At 67.2% G+C, this 21,357-nt stretch carries 20 protein-coding genes and 2 tRNA genes; 9 read left to right on the top strand and 13 right to left on the bottom strand.

What is annotated here, in order from left to right:
* Positions 1–2 precede the first annotated feature (2 nt).
* Both OM513_RS12590 and OM513_RS12585 read right to left on the bottom strand, forming a co-directional pair.
* Positions 3–449: a nucleoside deaminase gene (locus OM513_RS12590; RefSeq protein ID WP_264944707.1), complete on the bottom strand. Its 447-nt coding sequence runs from the start codon at positions 447–449 to the stop codon at positions 3–5.
* On the bottom strand, positions 446–907 hold the full coding sequence (locus OM513_RS12585; protein WP_264944705.1) for a GNAT family N-acetyltransferase: 462 nt from the start codon (positions 905–907) through the stop codon (positions 446–448). Before OM513_RS12585 ends, OM513_RS12590 begins: the two co-directional genes overlap by 4 nt.
* 353 nt (positions 908–1,260) lie before the next feature.
* On the opposite strand from OM513_RS12585, the gene OM513_RS12580 reads away from it, so the two are divergent.
* On the top strand, positions 1,261–2,013 hold the full coding sequence (locus OM513_RS12580; protein ID WP_264944703.1) for an SLATT domain-containing protein: 753 nt from the start codon (positions 1,261–1,263) through the stop codon (positions 2,011–2,013).
* Here OM513_RS12580 and ettA read toward each other — a convergent pair.
* Complete coding sequence (ettA, locus tag OM513_RS12575; RefSeq protein ID WP_264944702.1) at positions 1,979–3,658, bottom strand: energy-dependent translational throttle protein EttA; 1,680 nt, start codon at positions 3,656–3,658, stop codon at positions 1,979–1,981. The genes OM513_RS12580 and ettA overlap by 35 nt on opposite strands.
* Before the next feature lie 104 nt (positions 3,659–3,762).
* On the opposite strand from ettA, the gene OM513_RS12570 reads away from it, so the two are divergent.
* The 3 genes from OM513_RS12570 to OM513_RS12560 all read left to right on the top strand — a co-directional run bounded on the left by OM513_RS12570 (position 3,763) and on the right by OM513_RS12560 (position 6,707).
* On the top strand, positions 3,763–5,142 hold the full coding sequence (locus tag OM513_RS12570) for a M20/M25/M40 family metallo-hydrolase (protein ID WP_264944701.1): 1,380 nt from the start codon (positions 3,763–3,765) through the stop codon (positions 5,140–5,142).
* 255 nt (positions 5,143–5,397) lie between these two features.
* Positions 5,398–5,589: a hypothetical protein gene (locus OM513_RS12565; RefSeq protein ID WP_264944700.1), complete on the top strand. Its 192-nt coding sequence runs from the start codon at positions 5,398–5,400 to the stop codon at positions 5,587–5,589.
* A gap of 236 nt (positions 5,590–5,825) precedes the next feature.
* Complete coding sequence (locus OM513_RS12560; RefSeq protein ID WP_264944699.1) at positions 5,826–6,707, top strand: hypothetical protein; 882 nt, start codon at positions 5,826–5,828, stop codon at positions 6,705–6,707.
* A 41-nt stretch (positions 6,708–6,748) separates the two neighbouring features.
* On the opposite strand, the gene OM513_RS12555 is transcribed toward OM513_RS12560, so the two are convergent.
* The 5 genes from OM513_RS12555 to OM513_RS12535 all read right to left on the bottom strand — a co-directional run bounded on the left by OM513_RS12555 (position 6,749) and on the right by OM513_RS12535 (position 11,369).
* A tRNA-Pro gene (locus OM513_RS12555) sits at positions 6,749–6,825 on the bottom strand.
* A gap of 68 nt (positions 6,826–6,893) precedes the next feature.
* A complete protein-coding gene (locus tag OM513_RS12550) occupies positions 6,894–7,334 on the bottom strand; it encodes a hypothetical protein (protein ID WP_264944697.1) in 441 nt (146 codons plus the stop codon).
* A gap of 282 nt (positions 7,335–7,616) precedes the next feature.
* Positions 7,617–7,692, bottom strand: a tRNA-Ile gene (locus OM513_RS12545).
* Positions 7,683–8,759, bottom strand: coding sequence for a polysaccharide deacetylase family protein (locus OM513_RS12540; protein WP_264944695.1), 1,077 nt, complete (start codon positions 8,757–8,759; stop codon positions 7,683–7,685). The genes OM513_RS12545 and OM513_RS12540 overlap by 10 nt, the downstream gene beginning before the upstream one ends.
* Before the next feature lie 3 nt (positions 8,760–8,762).
* On the bottom strand, positions 8,763–11,369 hold the full coding sequence (locus tag OM513_RS12535) for a sensor histidine kinase (protein WP_264944693.1): 2,607 nt from the start codon (positions 11,367–11,369) through the stop codon (positions 8,763–8,765).
* A 180-nt stretch (positions 11,370–11,549) separates the two neighbouring features.
* Between OM513_RS12535 and OM513_RS12530 the strand changes: the two genes are divergently transcribed.
* Complete coding sequence (locus OM513_RS12530) at positions 11,550–12,017, top strand: Lrp/AsnC family transcriptional regulator (protein ID WP_264944769.1); 468 nt, start codon at positions 11,550–11,552, stop codon at positions 12,015–12,017.
* Between the two features lie 69 nt (positions 12,018–12,086).
* On the opposite strand, the gene OM513_RS12525 is transcribed toward OM513_RS12530, so the two are convergent.
* Positions 12,087–13,367, bottom strand: a complete 1,281-nt coding sequence (locus tag OM513_RS12525; protein WP_264944692.1) for a hypothetical protein — start codon at positions 13,365–13,367, stop codon at positions 12,087–12,089.
* Between the two features lie 96 nt (positions 13,368–13,463).
* Positions 13,464–13,667, bottom strand: a complete 204-nt coding sequence (locus OM513_RS12520) for a hypothetical protein (protein ID WP_264944691.1) — start codon at positions 13,665–13,667, stop codon at positions 13,464–13,466.
* Positions 13,668–13,883: 216 nt separating this feature from the next.
* Between OM513_RS12520 and OM513_RS12515 the strand changes: the two genes are divergently transcribed.
* The 3 genes from OM513_RS12515 to OM513_RS12505 all read left to right on the top strand — a co-directional run bounded on the left by OM513_RS12515 (position 13,884) and on the right by OM513_RS12505 (position 17,744).
* A complete protein-coding gene (locus OM513_RS12515; RefSeq protein WP_264944689.1) occupies positions 13,884–14,492 on the top strand; it encodes a hypothetical protein in 609 nt (202 codons plus the stop codon).
* A gap of 163 nt (positions 14,493–14,655) precedes the next feature.
* The gene (gene gyrA, locus OM513_RS12510) at positions 14,656–17,352 is read left to right on the top strand and encodes a DNA gyrase subunit A (RefSeq protein ID WP_264944688.1); all 2,697 of its coding nucleotides are present in this window, start codon (positions 14,656–14,658) and stop codon (positions 17,350–17,352) included.
* 50 nt (positions 17,353–17,402) lie between these two features.
* The gene (locus OM513_RS12505; RefSeq protein ID WP_264944686.1) at positions 17,403–17,744 is read left to right on the top strand and encodes a DUF952 domain-containing protein; all 342 of its coding nucleotides are present in this window, start codon (positions 17,403–17,405) and stop codon (positions 17,742–17,744) included.
* 151 nt (positions 17,745–17,895) lie between these two features.
* Here the strand turns inward: OM513_RS12505 and OM513_RS12500 are convergent, their stop codons facing one another.
* Positions 17,896–18,543, bottom strand: a complete 648-nt coding sequence (locus tag OM513_RS12500) for a lysoplasmalogenase (RefSeq protein ID WP_264944685.1) — start codon at positions 18,541–18,543, stop codon at positions 17,896–17,898.
* A gap of 46 nt (positions 18,544–18,589) precedes the next feature.
* On the opposite strand from OM513_RS12500, the gene trmFO reads away from it, so the two are divergent.
* Positions 18,590–19,903, top strand: coding sequence for a methylenetetrahydrofolate--tRNA-(uracil(54)-C(5))-methyltransferase (FADH(2)-oxidizing) TrmFO (gene trmFO / locus OM513_RS12495; RefSeq protein ID WP_264944683.1), 1,314 nt, complete (start codon positions 18,590–18,592; stop codon positions 19,901–19,903).
* Between the two features lie 7 nt (positions 19,904–19,910).
* On the opposite strand, the gene OM513_RS12490 is transcribed toward trmFO, so the two are convergent.
* A complete protein-coding gene (locus tag OM513_RS12490) occupies positions 19,911–20,414 on the bottom strand; it encodes an EF-hand domain-containing protein (protein ID WP_264944682.1) in 504 nt (167 codons plus the stop codon).
* Positions 20,415–20,466: 52 nt separating this feature from the next.
* Entirely contained in the window at positions 20,467–21,165 is a 699-nt protein-coding gene (locus OM513_RS12485; RefSeq protein WP_264944680.1) for a squalene/phytoene synthase family protein, read from the bottom strand.
* Positions 21,166–21,357: the final 192 nt, after the last annotated feature.

Here is a 21,357-nt window from a genome sequence, read left to right as displayed (position 1 = left end):
GGCTATTCCTCGGCGATATCCTCGTTCCACAGCTCGGGCCGTTCGGCGATGAAGCGCCGCATCAGCGCGATGCAGCGTGCGTCGTTCACCACCGTCACCTCGACACCGTGGGCGCGCAGGAAATCCTCGTTGCCGCCGAAGGTCGTGTTCTCCGCAATCACGACGCGGGGGATCTTGAGCTGCACGATCGTGCCCGCGCACATCATGCACGGGCTGAGCGAGGTGTAGAGCGTGGTGTCGCGATAGCTTTTCTGCCGTCCGGCGTTGCGGATCGCATCCATCTCGCCATGCGCGATCGGATCGCCCTTCTGCACACGCTGGTTGTGCCCCTCCCCCAATATCTCCGGTCCGCGCACCAGCACCGATCCGATTGGACAGCCGCCCTCCTCGAAGGATTTTAACGCCAGCGCATATGCACGTGTGACGAGCGTGGGATCCCATTGCGTCATACGGTCAGTTCCTTGCGCTGGATCACCTTCAGGAATCCGCGCGGGTCGATCTCCGCACCCACGATATGGAAGCCGTGGCGCAGGTTGAGGATCAGCATCGCATTGTTGGGCGCACGGGTGCGCGTCTCGACAAAGCGGTATCCCGCCTCGCGGGCCGACTGGTGCTGCCGCACCATCAGCGCCGAGGCCACGCCCATCCGCCGCGCCTCCGGCGCGACCCCGCCGAGCCAGGAAAGCAGCAGCTTCGGCCCGCGGCGATATCCCAGCTTGAACCCCAGCGCGTTCCCGTCACGCTCGGCCAGCCAGAGCAGCGGATCGGCGGCAGCGCCGATCCGATCTGGAAGATAGGCGGGCGAATATTCCTCGAACACCCGCGCCGAGAGCGCCTGAAGCAACGGCACCGCACCCGCAATCGGGCCGGACCAGCGGCGATAGGTGATGGGTGGGGCGGGAGGCATCGGGCGGACATTCAAGCCACGCCAAACATAAATATTCAATCGTCTCAAAGCACGTGGAATCGATAATCCTACGAAAAAAGCCAGAAACAACATATGATGAATGCGAGTCCGGTATCAACGTTGGAGCTCAAATGGCAGGCCAACGCTCACATTCATTTAAGCCATTGATAAACAAAAATATCTATCAGAAATTCAGCGCCCATAAGGCAATATTATGAAAGCCTGAAGAGCTAAAAACCCCGTCCCAATATCCACATATTTTGGAAATATCGACAGTTATGATCGCTATTGCGACAGATGGACAGGGTGCTATTCTAATCTGCTAGCTTTCCAATATTGGGGAGAGGGGGAGCATGGGCAGCAACGACACAACAGGCGAGACCGAATCGTCACTGGTTAGCAAAATTTGGCAAATCCAAGAGAGAATGAGAATTACATCATCATGTCGATTTAGCGCTTCAAAGCGAATTCGATTTGATTGGAATTTAGCTCAGCTAACCGTGGTCGTACTATCCCTATGGTCCATAGCTATATCATACCTTCTATTACCAGGATCGCTAGATATTTCAGGAGACATTAGGATAAAATTCCAATCTATTGGAATACTTCTGCCGGTATTTATTGTTGCATTTAGCCTCATTGAACGCGGAGAGAATTATGTCAGATCGTATCAGCTAGATAACAGCGCCAGACAACTTCGCGAGATTGGTGACGATCTAACTGCGGCTGTTATTGAAGCTAATAGCAGAGAAGATCATTTACTAGATGCCCTAAAAACCTACAGTTCACGCTATAATCATAGCTTGGAACGCTGCCCAGTAAGTCATGACGACATAGATTATTGGCTGGTATTATTCACTGATATCGTATCCGGACATAGATACGCCAAATGGTATCGCGCATACGCCTTGGTTGCGGTATTGATTCTAATAACGCGCAAGCAGATGAAGCGAACATTCTACATATCTCTTTGGCTTGCGCCGGCGCTTTATATCACACTGATTCCTGCCCCTTCACCGACTAGAGCATTCCCTCAGACTTCACCGGCGCAGCGCGCGTCGCCATGCAACCTCACCGAGTCAGCTTCTTGTACGCCAGCCGGGTAGGACGGTCCGCCGCGTCGCCCAGGCGGCGGCGCTTGTCTTCTTCATAAGCCTCGAAGTTGCCTTCGAACCATTCGACATGGCTGTCGCCCTCGAACGCCAGGATGTGGGTGGCGAGGCGATCGAGGAAGAAGCGATCGTGGCTGATCACCACGGCGCAGCCCGCGAAATTCTCGATCGCCTCCTCCAGCGCGCCCAGCGTCTCGACGTCCAGGTCGTTGGTCGGCTCGTCGAGCAGCAGCACGTTGCCGCCGCGCTTCAGCATCTTGGCGATGTGGACGCGATTGCGCTCGCCGCCGGAAAGCTTGCCGACGTTCTTCTGCTGGTCCTGCCCCTTGAAGTTGAACGCGCCGACATAGGCGCGCGTGCTCATGTCGTGGCCGTTGACCTTTACGTAATCGAGACCGTCCGAAATCTCCTCCCAGACGTTCTTCGATGCGTCGAGATGGTCACGGCTCTGGTCGACATAGCCCAGCCGCACCGTGGAGCCGACGTCGATCGTGCCGCTGTCGGGCTGTTCCTGGCCGGTGATGATCTTGAACAGCGTGGACTTGCCCGCGCCGTTCGGCCCGATCACGCCCACGATGCCGCCCGGCGGCAGCGTGAAGCTCAGGTCCTCGAACAGCAGCTTGTCGCCATAGCTTTTCGAGATGCCGTTCACCTCGATCACCTTGCCGCCCAGCCGCTCGGGCACCTGGATGACGATCTGGGCCTTGCCCGGCGTGCGGTTTTCCTGGGCGGTGACCAGGTCCTCGAACCGCTTGATGCGCGCCTTGGACTTGGTCTGGCGGCCCTTCACGCCGGCGCGGATCCACTCCAGCTCGTCGTTGATCGCCTTCTGGCGGCCGGTGGCCTCGCGGTCCTCCTGCTCCAGGCGCTTGGCCTTCTTTTCCAGATAGGTGGAGTAATTGCCCTCGTAGGGGAAATATTTGCCGCGATCGAGTTCCAGGATCCAGTCGACCACATTGTCCAGGAAATAGCGGTCGTGGGTGATCATCAGCACCGCGCCCGGATATTCCTTGAGGTGGCTTTCCAGCCACTGCACGCTCTCCGCGTCCAGGTGGTTGGTCGGCTCGTCGAGCAGCAGGATCGAGGGCTTCTGGATCAGCAGCCGGGTGAGCGCGATGCGGCGCTTCTCGCCGCCCGACAGATTCTCAACGCTCCAGTCGGACGGCGGGCAGCGCAGCGCCTCCATCGCGACCTCGAGCTGGTTGTCGAGCGTCCAGCCGTCGACCGCGTCGATCTTGGCCTGGAGCTCGCCCATCTCCTCCATCAGCGCGTCGAAATCGGTGTCGTCCTTGGGATCGCCCATCTCGGCCGAGATCGCGTTGAAGCGATCGAGCATGTCGGCGGTCTCGCGCGCGCCGTCCTTGACGTTCTCGAGCACGGTCTTGGCCGGATCGAGTTGCGGCTCCTGCGGCAGATAGCCGACGGTGATGTTCTCGCCAGGCCACGCCTCGCCGGAGAACTCCTTGTCGATACCGGCCATGATCTTCATCAGCGTCGACTTGCCGGCGCCGTTGGGGCCGACGATGCCAATCTTCGCCCCCTGATAGAATTGCAGGTTGATGTTCGACAGCACCGGCTTTTGCGCGCCGGGGAAGGTCTTGGTCATGTCCTTCATCACGAAGGCGTATTGGGCGGCCACGGTGCGGGTCTCCGTCGGGTAGCTGGGATGCGGGATTTTCGGCTGCGCATGTAGCGATGGCCCGGCCGGTTGGCAAACGCCCGCACGCCGATTAGCAGGCGGATATGCACAAGCCCCAGTATCGCGTCGCCGCCGCGCTTGCCGCGCTGCTCCTGCCCCTCCCCGCCCTGGCCCAGCCGCTCGATCCCGCCGCGCTGCGCGATGCCGCGCTCCAGGACACGCTTGCCTGGGATTTCATCGAAGGCATCACGACCGAGGTTGGCCCCCGCCCCGCCGGCACCCCGGCCGAGGCGCGCGGCCGCGCCTGGGCGGAGGCGTGGCTGAAGGCCCAGGGCTTCGCCAACGTCCGCATCGAGCCCTATATGATGCCGGTATGGCTGCGCGGCGACGAGCGCGCCGAGGTGACCGGCCCCTTCCCCCAGAAGCTGACCGTCACCGCGCTGGGCAATTCCGGTGCCACCGGGCCGAAGGGCGTTGAGGCGGAGGTGGTGATGTTCGCCTCGCTCGATGCGCTGAAGGCCGCGCCGGATGCCGCGGTGAAGGGCAAGATCGTTTTCATCACTCACCGGATGACCGCCACCCAGGACGGATCGAGCTATGGCGCGTTCGGCCCGGTGCGCACCCAGGGGCCGAACGTCGCGGCGAAGAAGGGCGCGGCGGCGATCGTGATCCGATCGATCGGCACCGATTATCACCGCACGCCCCACACCGGGAACACCCGCTTCGAAGAGGGCGTGGCGCCGATCCCCGCCGGCGCGCTCTCCGTGCCTGATGCCGAGCAGCTTGAGCGCATCGTGGCGCGCGGCAAGCCGGTGACGCTTAGGCTGACGCTCACGCCCTCCACCGTGAAGCAGGCCGAATCGGGCAACGTCATCGCCGAGGTGCCGGGCAGCGATCCGGCCGCGGGAATCGTCGTGGTCGCCTGCCACCTCGATAGCTGGGACCTGGGCACCGGCGCGATCGACGATGCCGCGGGCTGCGGGATCGTGGCCGCCGCCGCCCGGCGAATCCAGCAGGCGGGCACGCCCCGGCGCACGATCCGTATCCTCTTCGCCGGATCGGAAGAGGTCGGCGCGTTCGGCGCCAAGGCCTATTTCGAGGCGCACAAGAGCGAGCGCCACGCCACCGCGAGCGAAAGCGATTTCGGCGCGGACCGCATCTGGAAGGTGGAGTTCAACCTGCCCGAAAACGCAAGGGCCGTGGGGGATCGGGTGGCCGCCGCGCTGCTTCCGCTCGGCATCGCGCGCGGCCCGGCGATCGGCGGCGACGGCACCGACATCGCGCCGCTCCACCGCGCTGGCGTGGCGGCGATCGACCTGGCCCAGTCGGGCAGCCGCTACTTCGATCTGCACCACACGGCGGACGACACGCTCGACAAGATCGACCCCGCCCAACTGCGGCAGAATGTGGCGGCTTGGACAGCAATGCTGGCCGTTGTTGCGGATGCACACGAGGATATCGGTCCGGTGACTCCGCGTCCGTGACCGGACACACAAAAAAGCTCGCCCGGTACGCCGCTTCGTGATAATTGCGGCGTTGCAACGAAGGCTTCCGGGAGGGGGGTTCTGCGGTGCGTGTATATGGCCGTCCGATGGCGTAAAACGGGCGGAAATTTGTCCAACAGCGGGAACGGCGACCGAAATTGCGATTGACGCAAACGTAACTACCGCTATGTGGACAGCTTCGCGACGGCAATCGGGCCGGCCGCGAATGATTGCTTATCATTGGGAGCAACCGAGATGAAGAAGGTCCTCACTGTTGCTGCTGCCGCCGGCCTGATGACGCTTGCGGCCTGCACGCCTGCGGCCACCAACAACACCACCGAAGCCAACACCGTCGAAGCCAATGTCAGCGATTATGACAACGGCGCGGACGTGATGGCCGAGAACGTCGGCGCCCCGGTCGAGAACGTGACCGGCAACGCGATGTAATTCGCGTCCAGGCCGCCTGGCGGCCTGGGTCGAGATCAAGGGGGCGTCCCGCAAGGGGCGCCCTTTTTGATTCGGGCGGAGCTCCAGTCCGCGCGGGGGCGCCACGCCGGTCCGCAGCCTTCCTCCCGAAGGCGGACAGCCCGGTTGCAGGATGCCAGGTTCGCGCCGATATTCCGTCACGCGCCGGCGCGGAGCGGCCCTGCCCTCCCCGCCACGGCCCCGCCCGGGAGGACATCATGGCTTCACCGATTCGCATCCTGCTGCAGACCACGATCCCGCCGATCGCCGACGATTGGCACATCGGGCGATTCTCGCTGCTGCGCGATCACGTGGCGGGGCTGACCGGCCCCGACGGCGCGCCGCTCTGCCACGTCACCGCGCGCGACCGTACCGGGCCCGGCAGTCCGGACCCGGTGCTCTCGACGATCGACGCTTCGGATTACGACGCGCTCTGGCTGTTCGCAGTGGATACCGGCGACGGGCTGGATCCCGCCGATTGCGCGGCGATCGACCGGTTCTGGCGCCGGGGCGGCGGGCTGATGGTCACGCGCGATCATATGGATTTGGGCTGCTCCGTCTGCACGCTGGGCGGCGTCGGCAGCGCGCATTTCTTCCACAGCCACAATCCCGATCCGGACGGCACGCGCCACGTGCCCGACGATCGCGAGACCGGCTATATCCTGTGGCCCAACTATCATTCGGGCGCGAACGGCGATTTCCAGGAGATCGCGCCGCTGGGAGAGCCCCATGCCCTGCTCCGCGATCCTGATGCGCCCGGCGGCCTGATCCGGTATCTGCCCGCGCACCCGCATGAGGGCGCGGTGGGCGCCCCGCCGGGCGACCCCACGGCCCGCGTGATCACCACCGGCACCAGCCGGACGACCGGGCGGACCTTCAACATCGCCGTCGCGTTCGAGCGCTCCGCAGGACACGGCCCGGCGCTGGCGCAATCCACCTTCCATCATTTCGCCGATTACAACTGGGACCCCGCGACGGGCTGTCCCAGCTTCGTCAGCGAAGCCCCCGGCGACGGCCTGCGCCACGCCCCGGAGGCCCAGCGCGCCATCCGCCGCTACGCGGCCAACCTAGCCCTATGGCTGGGAGGCCGCCCGGCCTGAACCGCCCGGGCGTTCATGCGATTGCGTCTTCGGAATGGTAATGGTCGGGGAGACAGGATTCGAACCTGCGACCCTCTGCTCCCAAAGCAGATGCGCTACCAGGCTGCGCTACTCCCCGACACGGAAGCGTCGCGATCCCCTAGCCGCAGCGGGCGGCCGCGTGAAGGGGGTGCGGGAACACCGCGATCAGGGCTGGGCGCGCGCCGCGCGGGAACTGCGCCACCACACGTCGGCAGCCCATCCCGCCACCAGCAGCAACTGAAGCCAGGCGATCGCGGTAAGCCAGCTATAATAGGGCCAGGCCGCCGCCTGACCGCGCGTGATCGTCAACGCATAGAACAGGTGTCCGCATAGCTGGATGCAATAGGTAAGCCCCAGCCCGACCTGCCACCGTCCCCGCCCCAGCCGCAGCAGCGCCACAGCCGACGCCAGATCGATCAGGATGTTGAACCACCAGCCATCGGTGATGTTGGTGGACAGTGCGAATACCGTTCCCAGCACCCAATTGACGAACACCACCAGCGCCCCGCGTGCCAGCGGCACATCGGGATAGGCGATGACCGTCAGGCTGGCGGCGGTCATCACCGCCGCCATCCCGAAACAGAATGCCAGGAACGGCAGATCCATCAGCAGTCGATACCCGGCTTGGTGGGCCTCGGCGTAGGCGTGGGCGTGGGCTGCGGCGAGGGCGTGCCGCCGCTGCCGTCGCCCGCGGCACCGCCATCGTTCTGACCGCCACCATACATCATAAAATCCTCCATCCGCTGGGGTTCGTGCAAGCACGGCAAGACGCCACATGCCGCCCTTGCCCGCCTGCACGGGCCAGCCTGAGCGCAATTTATGAGCGTAACGTTATCGCCGGGCCGCGCAAGCGAGGAGCTTGCCCTTTGACGGCGGGCCAGGGGGCACTGGTAGGCCCGGAGGGACTCGAACCCCCAACCTAGCCGTTATGAGCGGCCAGCTCTAACCATTGAGCTACAGGCCCCCAGCACCCGGGGCGTTAGCGGAAGCAGCGCCCTTCCCGCAAGCCGCCGCGATCAGATCGGCCTGGGATGCGGGCCGGAATCCCAGCCGGTCGAGCAGGTCGAGCGCCGAATCCCACCAGCGATCGAACGCGGCGAGATCGGCCGCGTCGCGCACATAGGGCGTGTGCCCGGGTTCCGCCGAGGGCGAATGATAGCTGAAGTTGAGCAGCCGCTCGCCCTCCCCCGCCGCGATGCGGATCGCCTCCAGCGCGTCGGCGATCGGCATGTCTTCCGGCGTCAGCGCAACGCGCGAGAGCAGGCCGAGCCGCGCCGCCACCCCGCGCGCATGCGGCACGCGGCCGAGCGCATGGAACAGCCCGGCTCCCGCCTTGCGCAGCCGCCCGGTGAATATCGTGGTGAGCGGCAGCTCCACCAGCGCATCGCCGGGGCCGAAGCGGAACGCTGCGTTGCGAATCGCGGTGAAATCCGGCCCGCCCTCCGCCGAATAATCATAGGCCGATCGCATCGAGCTATCGATCCGGTAGCCCAGTTCCGCCAGCAGCCCCGCCGTGCGCGGGCCGATGCCATAACGGCCGGCACGATAGATCAGCGGCGGCGCCCCGAACGCTTTCGCGATCGTCTCCGTCAGCAGCGTCAACTTGGCCCGTTCCAGCGCTTCGGGCAGATTGCCGGCGAAGCTGTTGAAACCGTTCACCTCTTCCTCGAACGGCGGCATCACCCAGGGATGAAGCTGGGTGCCCACCGTCGAGCGGCCGTCCTCCGCGATCAGCGCGGCGATCGTCTCCACCGCGGCGGGATCGGCCGCCACCGGATAATCGACCAGATAGACGCTCGGCACGCCGCGTTCGGCGAATCGGCGATGCAGCCGCGGCAACGCCGCGATGGCGCGCGTTTCCGATGATTCGCGCTGCAGCGGGCGGCCCCAGTCGAACTCCTCTTCGGTATCGACGAAGATAGAGAAGCGGTTACCGAAGCTCTCAGGCCAATCCACCAGCGCCTGGGCCGAGGGCGCAGGGGCACGATAAGCCCCGCGGCGCTGGTCGCGCGCTGGGCTGCCCTCTCCCATCGATCAGCTTAGATGTGCCTGACCCACCGGCTTATTTTCGAAGGCAGGGAGGCGAAGAGTCAAGCTTTCCGGCCCGATCACCAGCCCGCCGCCCAGCTCGCGCGCCAGATTCCGCGCCAGCCGCAGGGCGAATCCGGCGCCCAGCAGCGATGTGTCGCCATCCTCGTCGTCGATGCCCAGCACCTTGTCGCCCGGATAGTCGGAGAGCGCCTGGGGGCGATCGATCGTGATCAGCACAGCCTCACCCTCGGTCGCGGTGCGAACGCCGATCCGCTCGCCCATGGTGCTCGCGGAAACCAGCGTGGCCATCAGCCGCGACAACAGGCGCTCCACGGCGCGGCGATCGCCGTTCACCGCCAGATCGTCCACCGGCAGCGCGATGCACGATCCGCGCAACGCGGCGAGCTGCGCCAGATCGTCGGCAATGCCCGCGAGCAGCGGCCGCAGCGCGACGCGGCCGGGCACGAGCGACAGCGCGGAACTGTCCAGCCGCGCCGCCAGGTCGAGATCGTCGATCGCGCCCAGCAGCTCCTTGGCCTGCGAGCGAATGACGGTCGCGCGGTCGCGATAGGGATCGGCGACCGGGCCGAGCATCTGCGTCTCGATCATCTCGGCGAAGCCGGCGATGGCGTTGGTAGGGGTGCGCAGCTCATGGACGAGCTGGCGGAGCGAGTCGGCCGGCGTTGCGCGGGCGGCGGCGGCCCGAACCGGCTCGGCGCGCTCGTCCGCGCGCGGTCGCCGGGCGGTGCCGCGATAGCCGGTGAAGCGGCCGTTGGCGGGATCGAACACCGGGATCGCCGACATCAGCCAGGCGCCGGAGGCATCCGATTCGCCATCGATCAGCAACCGGGCGTTGGAGAAGCCCGCGCGGCGGCGGAAAGCGCCCGACGCGACACCATCAACCTGCGAGCCCGCGCCCCCCGGCACGCCCTCCAGCGAAAGTCCCACGAGCGGCGCGCGCGAAACGCCCTCCACCCAGCGGATCACGCCCTTGGCATCGGTCTCGAACCGGAAGCTGTCCGCAACCGGCACGGCGCGAACCCCGCCATCGCCGCGGATCTGGGCCGCCTCGCGATCGCGCCAGAACGCATCGATTCGCGCGACAACCTCGGCAATCTGGAAGGGTCCTTCCTGCGCCTCGTCGCCCGGTGCGGCAGAGGCATGCGTGTCGGCATGCGGCGCTGCGGCGGCTTCGGGCGCGTCGGCGAAGATCGTGTCGATCGTGGCCATGGGCGCTTCCTGAGCCGCTTCGGCGGGCTGCGCAATCGGCTCCGACCGGCTCGTTGCCCCGGTTGTCCCGGATTGGACCGGCATGGGTTCCGGAGCCGCTACAATCGCCGAAATGGGTATCGCCGCGGCGACTCGCGCCAGCGAAACGAACGAGAAATCTTCTTCCTCGACAACGGCTTCCACCAAAACGGAGCTTTCGCCACCCGCCGGAACGGCGGGCGCGGCGGCCTCCTGGGGGTGAAGCGGTTCGGGGGGCATCGATGCGGCCTCGGGCTGTGGTGCCGGCATCGCGGCATGCTCGGGCGCCGGTACCGGCGCTGCCGCGGCCGTAGGCGTGGCGAGCACCTGCGTCCAGTCGACCATCTGCTCGGGCGGCCCCTTGGGCGCCTCCACTACGGGCGCGGGTGCGGGCGCGGTGAAGATCGGCGCGACGGGCACCGGCGGCGGCGTGACGGTGACGGGAGCGGCAGGCACCTCCGCAACCGGCGCGACCTCCTCGACGGCGGCATCCACCGGGGCGAGCCAGGCAGCCCCGGCGAACACGCCCGCCCCGGCCAGATTCGCACGCGCCAGATCAGCCTCGGCCGGCGGCGGAGGAGGAGCTGGATCGGCGGCCGGCGCGGCAACCTCGGCGGCCGGGTGCCGCGCTTCTTCGGACGCGACCGTCCCGGCGGGCGATTCGGCAGGAACCGCGACCACGGCGTCCGTCGCCGCGATCGGGGGCTCCACTTCAAGCGGGGCAGCCTCGGCCTCGATTGCTGCGGGCGGGACAAGCGCTTCCGGAACGGGCGCGGCCTCGGCGATTTCAGGCTCCGCTTCGGATACAACGACAGGCTCCGGCGCCGAATCGGGCGTGACCGCCGCTTCTGTCCAGCCCTCTCCACCCTGCTCCGGCGCCACCGCAGCGGCGATTTCGGGCTCGACGGGAACTTCCGGCACGTCAGGCACGGATTCGTCGGGCAGGATGAAGTCGATCGGTCCGAAGCTCTCCAGCGCGCGGCGGACCACCGGGCTCAGGTCGCGGCGATTGCGCAGTACGGCGCGGCCTGCGGGCGAAAGCTCGGGCAGGAGCTGCACCCAGTCCGCGGTGCTCAGGCGGGCGCTGCGCAGTACCGGCACGGCCACCTTGACCTCATCGACCGCGAGCAGCCGGACCAGCGCGGGAGGCGGGTTCGCGAATTCCAGCCCCCGGGCGCTGGCCGCGCGCACCGCGAGCGGTACCTTCTCGCGAATCCCGCGCAGGATGTTGAGAGCGCGCGGATCAGGAAGCGCCCTGCCGCGGCCGATCAGGTCGACGAGCTGGCGCCATGCGGATTGCATGCCATAGGGAGTGCCGAGATCGCCGGCGAGAACCGTCTCAAGCGTATCGTCGAAGCGCACCTGAACCCTGTTCCCTGGGCGCTGCCGGAACGCGCGCCGTAAGGATTCCTTAACCCCGGAAGCCCAGCCGCCCAAGTCACCAATTCGGCACGTCGCAATGTGGGACAAATGTGTTGCGGCGTAATAATCTTATGCTTACCGGTTGCGTGGCGCAGCAATGATGCAGGAGGACGGATGCCGATGCGGTTCGACGATATCGACATGCGGATACTGGACCTGCTGCAGGAAAATGGCCGCATGACCAACGTCGAACTGGCCGAGCGCGTGGGGTTGACCGCCCCGCCTTGCCTGCGCCGCGTGCGCGCGCTGGAGGACCAGGGGGCGATCCGCGGATATCATGCCGCGCTGGACGCCGAAGCGCTGGGTTACGGCCTGACCGTATTCGCGATGGTGAGCCTGCGCAGCCAGGCGGAGGCCGATCTGCGGGCGTTCGAGGCGCATGTCGCGGACATTCCCGAGGTCCGCGAATGCCATATGCTCAACGGCGAGATCGACTTCATCCTGAAGATCGTCGCCACCGACCTGCAGAGCTTTCAGAAGCTGCTGACCACCCAGCTAACCCCGGCGCCCAACGTCGAGCATGTGAAGACGTCGCTCACGATCCGCACCGCCAAGCAGATCCCCGGGGTTCCCGTCCGCCTGAAATGAAAATCCGGCTGAAATGAAAAGGGGCGGCACCGGGCCGCCCCTTTCCCTATCCGCGCCGTGGCGCCGCGCTCACTGGGCGAGCGCGGCGGGCAGATCGATATAGGTCAGCCAATAGCGCGCGACATCGGCCAGCGGCTTGGTGGAAACCGCGGCGAAGCCCGGGCGGGCATCGGCCTTGCGGCCCGCCAGCATCAGCGCGACGGCGCGGTTGAAGGTCACCGTCTCCGTCGCCACGCCGCCCTTCGACAGCGCGAGATCGTACAGCTCGACCGCACGGGCATAGTTGCCCAGGCCGATCAGCACGTCGCCGGCCGACGCGGCTTCCTTACCGTTCTTCGCCGCCTGCGCACCCTTCACCAGCTCCTCGATCGGCGATTCGGCGCGCACGCCGGACGCCGCGGTCGCCTTGAGCTGGACGAAGGCCGACGCATCGCTCGGGATCTTGCCGCTGGTCTCGCCTTCCTTGATCACCGCCTGCGCTTCGAACGGCAGGCCGAGTTCCAGCGCGGCTTTCACATAGTCGAAATAATCCTGCTGATCGGCCAGCGCGCCGGTGGTGCGCATCAGGCGGAACAGGCCCAGCCGCGACAGATTGTCGAACGATCCGTTGCGCTTCACCGCGTCGCGATAGACCACGGTGCCCCAGCGCCAGTTGGCGACTGTGGGATAGTCCGTCAGGTAGCGCAGCAGCCAGCCGGCGGTGGCCGAGGGATCGCCAGCGGCGTTCACGCGGGTGATCGCGAACTTGTACCAGCTCTCCGGAGCCTTCTGGCCGGCGGCCTTGCTGTCTGCGATCGCCTTTTCCAGCTCCACCACAGCTTCGGAATTCTTGCCGGTGTTCGAATAGGAGTTCGCCAGCATCACCGAAATGTCGATATCGGTACGGCCCAGCTCGCGCGCCTTCAGCAGCAGCGGGATCGCCTCAGCGTATTTCTTGGCGTTATAGGCGTCGTTCGCCGCGCCCATCGCACGGTGCGCGCTGAGCACGCGCGCGCGCTCCGGCGGGGTGCGCGGGCTCGCCACCAGCACGTCGATCGCGCGCATCTGGGCCACGTTGTCGTTGTTGCCGAGCGACAGGCGGAGAAGCATGTCGGCCCAATAGTATTTCTCGTCGTCGTTCTTGATCAGCGCCTCGGCCTCGCCGATCTTGGCGGCGGCGACGTCGTACTTCTTGTCGGTGATCGCCTTGTCGGCATCACCGGCCACCTTGCGGAACTTGTCGCCTACCTGGAGCGGCGTTTCCTTCGGCGCCTTTTCCTTGGCCTTCTTATCCTCCTTCTGCGCCGAGGCGGGCATGACGACGCCGATCGAAATGGCGGAAGCCAAAGCGACCATCATGAGTTTCTTCATAACCTGGAACACTCCTCGTGCCGGCCAGCGGCGGTTCTTGGGGACGCGCCCGCTAGTAATTGCCACGCACGCGCCGTTCAAGCGCGCGCATGTGTCTCATCGCGATGCGTTGTGCACAGTGAACGGCGATTGAATATCGGCACGGGCCGCGCCCGCCCGTTCGCGAAAAGCTGTTTCCCGGCGCGGCGCGCTTGCATAGGATGCCGCGCAGCGATGCGATACGCCCTGCCCCTCCTGGCGCTTGCCGCCCAGACCCCATTCGCCGCCGCGGCGCAGACGGTCGGCGAGCCCGAATCCCATGCCCCGCGCGAGCCGGTCGCGAAAGAGGCGCGGGCTCCGAAGAAGGGGCGCAAGCCACCGCCGCTGGTCGCTCCTCCGCCCATCCCGATGCCGCCCACGCCGGCACCCGCGCCGCCATCCGTCGTCTCCAGCCCCGTGCCGGCGCCTCCGTCTGTGATCGTGCCCCGGCCCGCGCCCCTCCCGCCCTCCGCGCCGCGCCCGAGCGGGCCGCCGGTCATGGTGCAGGTACCGCTGCCGCCTTCCGCGCCCGCCAGCGCGGACGATCCCGATCCGGCGCGCGCGGCGCTCGCCTGCGGCCCCGCCGTGTTCGCGACGGAGTCCAAGAAGGAGGGATCGGTCGAGACGCGGCTGGAGGCGGAGGCAGTGCGCTTCTTCTACGCGATCACGGCGACACGGATCGATCCTTCCAGCGCCGCCTTCAACTCGCGCCTGTTCGGCACGCTCGGCAGGATGGAGCGCCCGCCGCTCGCATCGGCGAAGACGGCGGAGATCGCAGCGGCCTGTGACCGGCGCTTCCCCGTCGCGCGGCGCACCACGCCCGCCGTGCTGCCCGTCGACCCGCGTGAGCGGAACATGACCTGCAGCAGCGCGCTGGTCTTCATCGACGGCGCGCTGGAGCGGATCGCGGCGAAGAACATCCCCGAATCGCTCGAATGGGTCAGCCGCGAGCGGACACGCTTTGCCGCGCGCATCTTCTACGAACGCTCGACCAACGCGGCGCTGGAAGGCGACGGCTATGACAAGGCGGTAAACCGCCGCATCCAGGCATCGCAGAATATCGCCAACTATTACCGCATCGCGATCGCCTGCCGCACCGCCGCCTGAGGCGCCCGTTTCCCCGCCCGCCCCTTTCCGCGCAGGCCATCGCGGCGTCCCCGCGTGCGCGCACGTACGCATGCACGCACGCACGCGCGCGAGGCTTGGCAGGCCGCCCGCCACCCGCTAGGGCGGTCATCGACTTGAAACATCTTACCGGAAACCAGCACCCTTGACCGACGAGACCGTCCTCGCGGACCCCTCCGACATTTCGCCCGTCTCAATCGTAGACGAGATGAAGACCTCGTACCTCGATTACGCGATGAGCGTGATCGTGGCGCGCGCGCTGCCCGACGTTCGCGACGGCCTGAAGCCCGTCCACCGCCGCATCCTCTTCGCCGCGCAAGAGGGCGGCTATGTCGCCGGGCGGCCGTTCCGCAAATCGGCGAACATCGTCGGCGACGTGATGGGTAAATACCATCCGCATGGCGACAGCGCGATCTACGACGCGCTTGCGCGGATGGTTCAGCCCTGGTCGATGCGGCTGCCGCTGATCGACGGCCAGGGCAATTTCGGATCGATGGACCCCGATCCGCCCGCCGCGATGCGCTACACCGAGTCGCGCCTGGCCCGATCGGCGAATTTCCTGCTGGAGGATCTCGACAAGGACACGGTCGATTTCCAGCCGAACTACGACGCCTCGCGCCAGGAGCCGTCGGTCCTGCCCGCGCGCTTCCCGAACCTGCTGGTCAACGGCACGGGCGGCATCGCCGTCGGCATGGCGACCAACATCCCGCCGCACAACCTGGGCGAGGTGATCGATGCCTGCCTGGCCTGGATCACGAACCCGCTGATCTCCACCGAGGAGTTGATGGAGATCGTGCCGGGGCCGGATTTCCCCACCGGCGCGCTGATCCTGGGCCGTTCCGGCTGCCGCAAGGCCTATGAGGAGGGCCGCGGATCGATCATCGTGCGCAGCCGCCACATGTTCGAGCAGCGCGGCGAGCGGCGTTCGATCGTACTCACCGAAATCCCCTACCAGCAGGGCAAGAACGCGCTGGTGGAGAAGATCGCCGAGGCCGCGAAAGACAAGCGCGTCGAGGGCGTGAGCGACATCCGCGACGAATCGAACCGCGAAGGCGTCCGCATCGTCATCGACCTGAAGCGCGACGCGACCCCCGAAGTCGTGCTCAACCAGCTTTGGCGGCACACGCCCGCGCAGGGCAGCTTCCCCGCCAACATGCTCGCGATCCGCGGCGGGCGCCCCGAGCAGTTGCGCCTGCGCGACATCATCGAGGCGTTCGTCAAGTTCCGCGAGGACGTGATCACGCGGCGCACCAAGTTCGAGCTGGCCAAGGCGCGCGAGCGGGCGCACCTGTTGCTGGGCCTGGTCATCGCGGTCACCAATCTGGACGAGGTGGTGCGGATCATCCGCGGATCGCCCAATCCGGGCGCGGCGCGCGATGCGCTGCTGGCGCGCGAATGGCCCGTGGCGGAGATCGCACCCTATATCCGCCTGGTCGAGGCTGTTGAGACCGAAATCGAGGGCGACAGCTATCGCCTGTCCGAAGCCCAGGTGAAGGCGATCCTGGACCTGCGGCTCCACCGCCTGACCGCGCTGGGCCGCGACGAGATCGGCGACGAACTGGCCAAACTGGCCGAATCGATCACCGAGCTGCTGGAAATCCTCGCCGATCGCGTGCGCCTGTACGAAGTGCTCACCGGCGAGCTGAAGGCCGTGCGCGAGCAGTTCGCCACCCCGCGCCGCACCGAGATTGCCGCCGCCGCCGACGGTATCGAGGACGAGGACCTGATCGAGCGCGAGGAGATGGTCGTCACCGTGACGATGGAGGGGTACATCAAGCGCACCCCGCTCGACACCTTCCGCGCCCAGCGCCGCGGCGGCAAGGGCCGCGCCGGCATGGCGACGAAGGACGAGGACGTCATCACCAACCTGTTCGTCACCTCCACGCACACGCCGGTGCTGTTCTTCTCCAACGCCGGCAAGGTCTATCGCATGAAGGTGTGGCGCCTGCCCGAAGGCGGGCCGGCCACGCGCGGGCGGCCGATGATCAACCTGCTGCCGCTGGCTGCGGGCGAGACGATCTCCACCGTGCTGCCGCTGCCGGAGAATGAGGACGATTGGGGCGCGCTCCACGTCATGTTCGCCACCGCCAAGGGATCGGTGCGCCGCAACTCGATGGATGCGTTCACCAACGTGCCCAGCAACGGCAAGATCGCGATGAAGTTCGAGGGCGAGGATGCCGACGACCGGCTGATCGGCGTCGCGCTGCTGAACGAGGAGGACGATGTCCTGCTCGCCACACGCCAGGGCAAGGCGATCCGATTCGCCTCCACCGATGTGCGCGAGTTCCAGAGCCGCGCCTCCACGGGCGTGCGCGGCATCTCGCTCGGCCAGGGCGACGAGGTGATCTCGCTCTCGGTCCTGCGCGGGTTCGACGCGAGCACTGAGGAACGCGACGCCTATCTGAAGGCCGCCCCCTGGAAGGAGGGCGAGCGCGAGGTGACGCTGGACGCGGAGCGGATGCAGCAGTTCGTGGCGGCGGAGGAATTCGTCCTCACCGTCTGCGCGAACGGCTATGGCAAGCGATCGTCGGCGTTCGAATACCGCCGCACCGGGCGCGGCGGACAGGGCATCACCAACATCGACAACCTGAAGCGAAACGGCCCCGTGGTCGCCAGTTTCCCCGCGCATGACGGCGAACAGCTCATGCTGGTCACCGATCAGGCCAAGCTGATCCGGATGAACGTGAGCGATACGCGCGTGATCGGCCGCGGATCGGCGGGCGTGCGCCTGTTCGACGTGGCCGACAACGAACATGTCGTCTCCGCCGCGCTCATCGCCGAGAACGAGGACGAGGAATCCGGGGAAGGCGAAGCTTCGGGCGCGGAGAACGCGGAGGGCTGAGATTTTCTCACGCACCTTCGCGTGAAACCAAATTCAACCAGGAACCCCCGATGCCCGATCCCATCGCCTATAAGGTGCTGACCGCCGATCAGATGGCCTCGCTGGAGCAGGATGCGTTCACGGGCGCCCCGGTGGATATCGCCGACGGTTACATCCACCTCTCCACCGCCGCGCAGCTCACCGGGACGGTGGACCGCTATTTCGCCGGACAGGAGGGCGTGTGGGTGGCCGCCGTAGACCTGGCCGCGCTGGGGGATACGGTGGTGTGGGAGCCCTCGCGCGGCGGGGCGCTGTTCCCGCACATCTATGGCCGCCTGCCGCTGTCCGCGGTGATCGCCCGCGCCCCGCTCACGCGCGAGACGGACGGCAGCGTGACGCTGCCGAGCCCCTGATCCGGGGCGGGATATCTATCGCCCGCGAAGGGGCTCTGTAGCAGCGGCAGGCCTCTATCCGGCGCTCAAGCTTGCTTGGCGGCCGATGCCGATACGGGCGTTTCGCGCAAGTCCAGCCACCATCGCGCCTTCGCGTGAAAACAAGACCCGCTCAGCCCTCGCGCTCGCGGACCAGCGTGGTGACCACGCCCCAGGCGATCAGCGCCTGGCCCCCGGCATAGGTCGGCCAGATCAGCATCCCCGGCACCGGCGACTTCATCAACCAACCCATCCGCCAGAAGATCAGCAGGTCCGAAAGCACGAACAGCAACGCGCCCAGCCCCACCAGCATGCGCGGGAAGCGGCTGATCAGCGCCGTTCCCGCCATCGCGCCCAGCCCGGCGGCATAGAGCGCGATCCCCGGCGCGGCGCTGCGGTCATAGGGCGCCAGCCAGGCGACCACCGCCACGCCCAGCGCCACCAGGCCCGCCACGATCAGCTCGCCGCCGCCCCGGTTGCGCAGATAAAGCACCACCGCCGCGATATGCCCGCCCAGGAACGCCAGCGCGCCCGTGGTCAGCCCGTGCGTCTCCAGCAGGATGTCCCCCGCCGCGCCCAGCGCCAGCACCAGCACGATCAGTCGCCCGCTCAGCGTTCGCGGCGCCCTGAGCAACGCCCATATGGCGAGCAGGCCGACGCAGGCACCCTTCTGCGTCACCAGCATCGCGTCGTGCGGCGCGCCGCTCCGCGCGGAGATGAAGAACACCACCGCCATCGCGATGGCGGCAAGGAAGATCAGATCGATGGGCTTTGTTCGCATCGTCTGCCCATAGCCGCACGCGGCGCGCTGCGCTATCGCCCGCGGCGTGACCCATGACATTCATATCATCGGCGGCGGCCTGGCCGGATCGGAGGCCGCGTGGCAGCTCGCCCAGGCGGGCTGGAAGGTTCGGATTTCGGAGATGCGCGGCAGCGGCGCGATGACGCCCGCGCACCAGAGCGACCGGCTGGCCGAGCTGGTCTGTTCCAACAGCTTCCGTTCGGACGATGCCGATCGCAATGCGGTGGGCCTGCTCCATCGCGAGATGCGCGACCTCGGCTCGTTGATCATGGCGCAGGGCGACGCGCACAAGGTGCCCGCCGGCTCCGCGCTGGCAGTGGACCGCGATGGCTTCGCCGACGGCGTAACCGCCGCGCTGACGCAGCATCCCAACATCACCATCATCCGCGAGCGGATCGACCGGCTGCCCGATACGGGCATGACCATCGTCGCCACCGGCCCGCTGACCGCCGAGGCGCTGGCCGGGAGCATCGGCGCCGCCACGGGCAAGGACCAGCTCGCCTTTTTCGACGCGATCGCCCCGATCGTCCATTTCGACACGATCGGCATGGATACCGCATGGTTCCAGTCGCGCTGGAACAAGGGCAGCGGCAAGGATTACATCAACTGCCCGATGAGCAAGGACCAGTATCTGGCCTTTCACCAGGCGCTGCTCGACGGCGAGAAGAGCGCCTTTCGCGAATGGGAGAATGTGCCCTATTTCGAAGGCTGCATGCCCATCGAGGTGATGGCGGAGCGCGGGGTGGACACGCTGCGCTACGGCCCGATGAAGGGCGTCGGCCTCGATGATCCGCGCACCGGGCGCTGGCCCTATGCGGTGGTCCAGCTCCGCCAGGACAATGCCTCGGGCACGCTGTGGAACATGGTCGGCTTCCAGACCAAGCTGAAGCATGCCGAGCAGGTCCGCATCTTCCGCACCATCCCGGGGCTGGAGAATGCCGAGTTCGCCCGGCTGGGCGGGCTGCATCGCAACACCTTCATCAAGTCGCCCGAACTGCTCGACCCGACACTGCGGCTGCGCAGCGCCCCGCACATCCGCTTCGCAGGGCAGATCACGGGGTGCGAGGGCTATGTGGAGAGCGCGGCCATCGGCCTGCTTGCCGGGCGATTCGCCGCCGCGGAGCTTGCGGGAACCGCGATGGCCGCACCGCCGGTGGAAACCGCGCTGGGCGCGCTGCTGACGCACATCACCGGCGCGGCGGAGGCCGAGACCTATCAGCCGATGAACGTCAACTTCGGCCTGTTCCCCCCGATCACCGGCCGGACGAAGAAGGCCGATCGCAAGCTCCTCTACACCTCCCGCGCCCGCGAAGCCTTCGGGGCGTGGCAGGCGGGCTGAGCGCGGCTTACTCTTCCCCCTCGCCCTCCTCCTCGGCAGCGGCAGCGGGCGGTGGCGCCTTGGCGGCGGGACCTGCCTTGGCCGGGGCGCAGGCGCATTTGGGCGCGGCGGGCTTGCGGCGTACCGCGGTGGTCGCGAACTCGGCGCGGGTCAGCGTGCTCGAACGGTCCTTGTCGGCCCCGGCAAAGCGCTTGGTGGTCCGAATGGCCCATTCGTCGAAGCTCAGCTTGCCGTCGCCGTTGGTGTCCAGCTTCGCATAGGCCCTGCGCCGCAGCGCCAGAAATTCCTCGCGGGTGATGGTGCCGTCCTTGTCGCGGTCCACGCGATCGAAGCGCTTCTGCTCGCGGCTCCGCTCGGGGGCGCTGGGCGCCTCCTCGGGCAGCGGTTCCTGAACGGCCGCCAGCGGCTGCGGCGGGGCCTTGGCCTCGGGCGCCGCCGTTCCGCGGAACAGGAAAACGCCGGCCCCGGCGAGCAGCAATGCCCCAACCGCCCCCGCCAGATAGCGCCACATCGCCTGAGTCTCCCCTTCGCGTCAGCCCAGGCGGTCCTACCGCAGAGACCGGCTAGCGGCCAGTGAGACGATGCCGCAGCATCCGCCACACGCGCCGCGGGGCGCCGTGCGGGATCGCCTCGGCGGCGGGCACGTCCAGATCCATCCGCGCGGCGATCGCCATCGCGCCCAGCGCCCGGTGTGCGCGCGCCCAGCGCGGCCCCTGCCCCAGCGCCCGGCCCAGCCGTTCCGCCGCTATCTCCCGCGCCCGGCTGGCGGCGTTCAGATCGCTCAGGTTGCGGGCAAGATCGGACAGCGCCCATCCTTCGCCCGCCGCCGCGACCTGCCCAGGCGCATCGGCCCCGGTCAGCGCGGCCGCCGCGGTGAACAGCGCCCCGCCGCGCCCGCGCGCATAGTTGCCCAGCGCGGCCTCATCGAGGGTCTCGGTGGCGATCAGCACCTCCCAGCCATCGACGATCCGCCCCAGCGCGGCACCAGTCACGCCGCGGGGAAGCGCCGCGCCCGCGAGCGCCTGCAGCACCGGCTCGGCGGGTGCAGTCCCCGCATCGAGCCGGGCGAGCGAGTCGCGCCACCACGCCAGCCGTATCTGCCCCAGCGCCGGTTCGCTGGTGGTGCGCACCAGCCGGGCCAGCGCGTCGTCCAGCGCCAGCAGCGCGGCAAATCCCGCGCGCGCCGCCGCCGGAGCATAGACCAGCGCCAGCGCCCGCTCCGGATTCTCCTGTTCCGGCGATGCCGCCCCGGCGCCGCTCATCGCCCGCCCCGAAAGCATAAGCGGTCCGTTAACCGGGGGCCTTTAGGTGGGGTTAGCGCAACTTGCAGCATTGTCTGCCTTGATAGGGGTGGTGGGATTACAAGCATGTCCACGGAGGGCCAGGGCTGGAGGAGCACGCGCGCCTTTCTAAGCAGGCTTGCGCGCGATACGCGCGGCAACACCATTACGATC

The sequence above is a fragment of the Sphingomonas canadensis genome, from assembly GCF_026013525.1.
Taxonomy (GTDB): Bacteria; Pseudomonadota; Alphaproteobacteria; order Sphingomonadales; family Sphingomonadaceae; genus Sphingomonas; species Sphingomonas canadensis.
The sequence above is the reverse complement of the archived record's forward strand: the minus strand, read 5'-3'. Positions and strand labels throughout refer to the sequence as shown.

Coding starts and splice junctions, on each gene's coding strand:
- OM513_RS12590 (WP_264944707.1), bottom strand. CDS start 449: ATGACGCAATGGGATCCCACGCTCGTCACACGTGCATATGCGCTGGCG.
- OM513_RS12585 (WP_264944705.1), bottom strand. CDS start 907: ATGCCTCCCGCCCCACCCATCACCTATCGCCGCTGGTCCGGCCCGATT.
- OM513_RS12580 (WP_264944703.1), top strand. CDS start 1,261: ATGGGCAGCAACGACACAACAGGCGAGACCGAATCGTCACTGGTTAGC.
- OM513_RS12570 (WP_264944701.1), top strand. CDS start 3,763: ATGCACAAGCCCCAGTATCGCGTCGCCGCCGCGCTTGCCGCGCTGCTC.
- OM513_RS12565 (WP_264944700.1), top strand. CDS start 5,398: ATGAAGAAGGTCCTCACTGTTGCTGCTGCCGCCGGCCTGATGACGCTT.
- OM513_RS12560 (WP_264944699.1), top strand. CDS start 5,826: ATGGCTTCACCGATTCGCATCCTGCTGCAGACCACGATCCCGCCGATC.
- OM513_RS12550 (WP_264944697.1), bottom strand. CDS start 7,334: ATGGATCTGCCGTTCCTGGCATTCTGTTTCGGGATGGCGGCGGTGATG.
- OM513_RS12540 (WP_264944695.1), bottom strand. CDS start 8,759: ATGGGAGAGGGCAGCCCAGCGCGCGACCAGCGCCGCGGGGCTTATCGT.
- OM513_RS12530 (WP_264944769.1), top strand. CDS start 11,550: ATGCGGTTCGACGATATCGACATGCGGATACTGGACCTGCTGCAGGAA.
- OM513_RS12525 (WP_264944692.1), bottom strand. CDS start 13,367: ATGAAGAAACTCATGATGGTCGCTTTGGCTTCCGCCATTTCGATCGGC.
- OM513_RS12520 (WP_264944691.1), bottom strand. CDS start 13,667: ATGGGATTCGGGCTCGCCGACCGTCTGCGCCGCGGCGGCGAATGGGGT.
- OM513_RS12515 (WP_264944689.1), top strand. CDS start 13,884: ATGGTGCAGGTACCGCTGCCGCCTTCCGCGCCCGCCAGCGCGGACGAT.
- OM513_RS12505 (WP_264944686.1), top strand. CDS start 17,403: ATGCCCGATCCCATCGCCTATAAGGTGCTGACCGCCGATCAGATGGCC.
- OM513_RS12500 (WP_264944685.1), bottom strand. CDS start 18,543: ATGCGAACAAAGCCCATCGATCTGATCTTCCTTGCCGCCATCGCGATG.
- OM513_RS12490 (WP_264944682.1), bottom strand. CDS start 20,414: ATGTGGCGCTATCTGGCGGGGGCGGTTGGGGCATTGCTGCTCGCCGGG.
- OM513_RS12485 (WP_264944680.1), bottom strand. CDS start 21,165: ATGAGCGGCGCCGGGGCGGCATCGCCGGAACAGGAGAATCCGGAGCGG.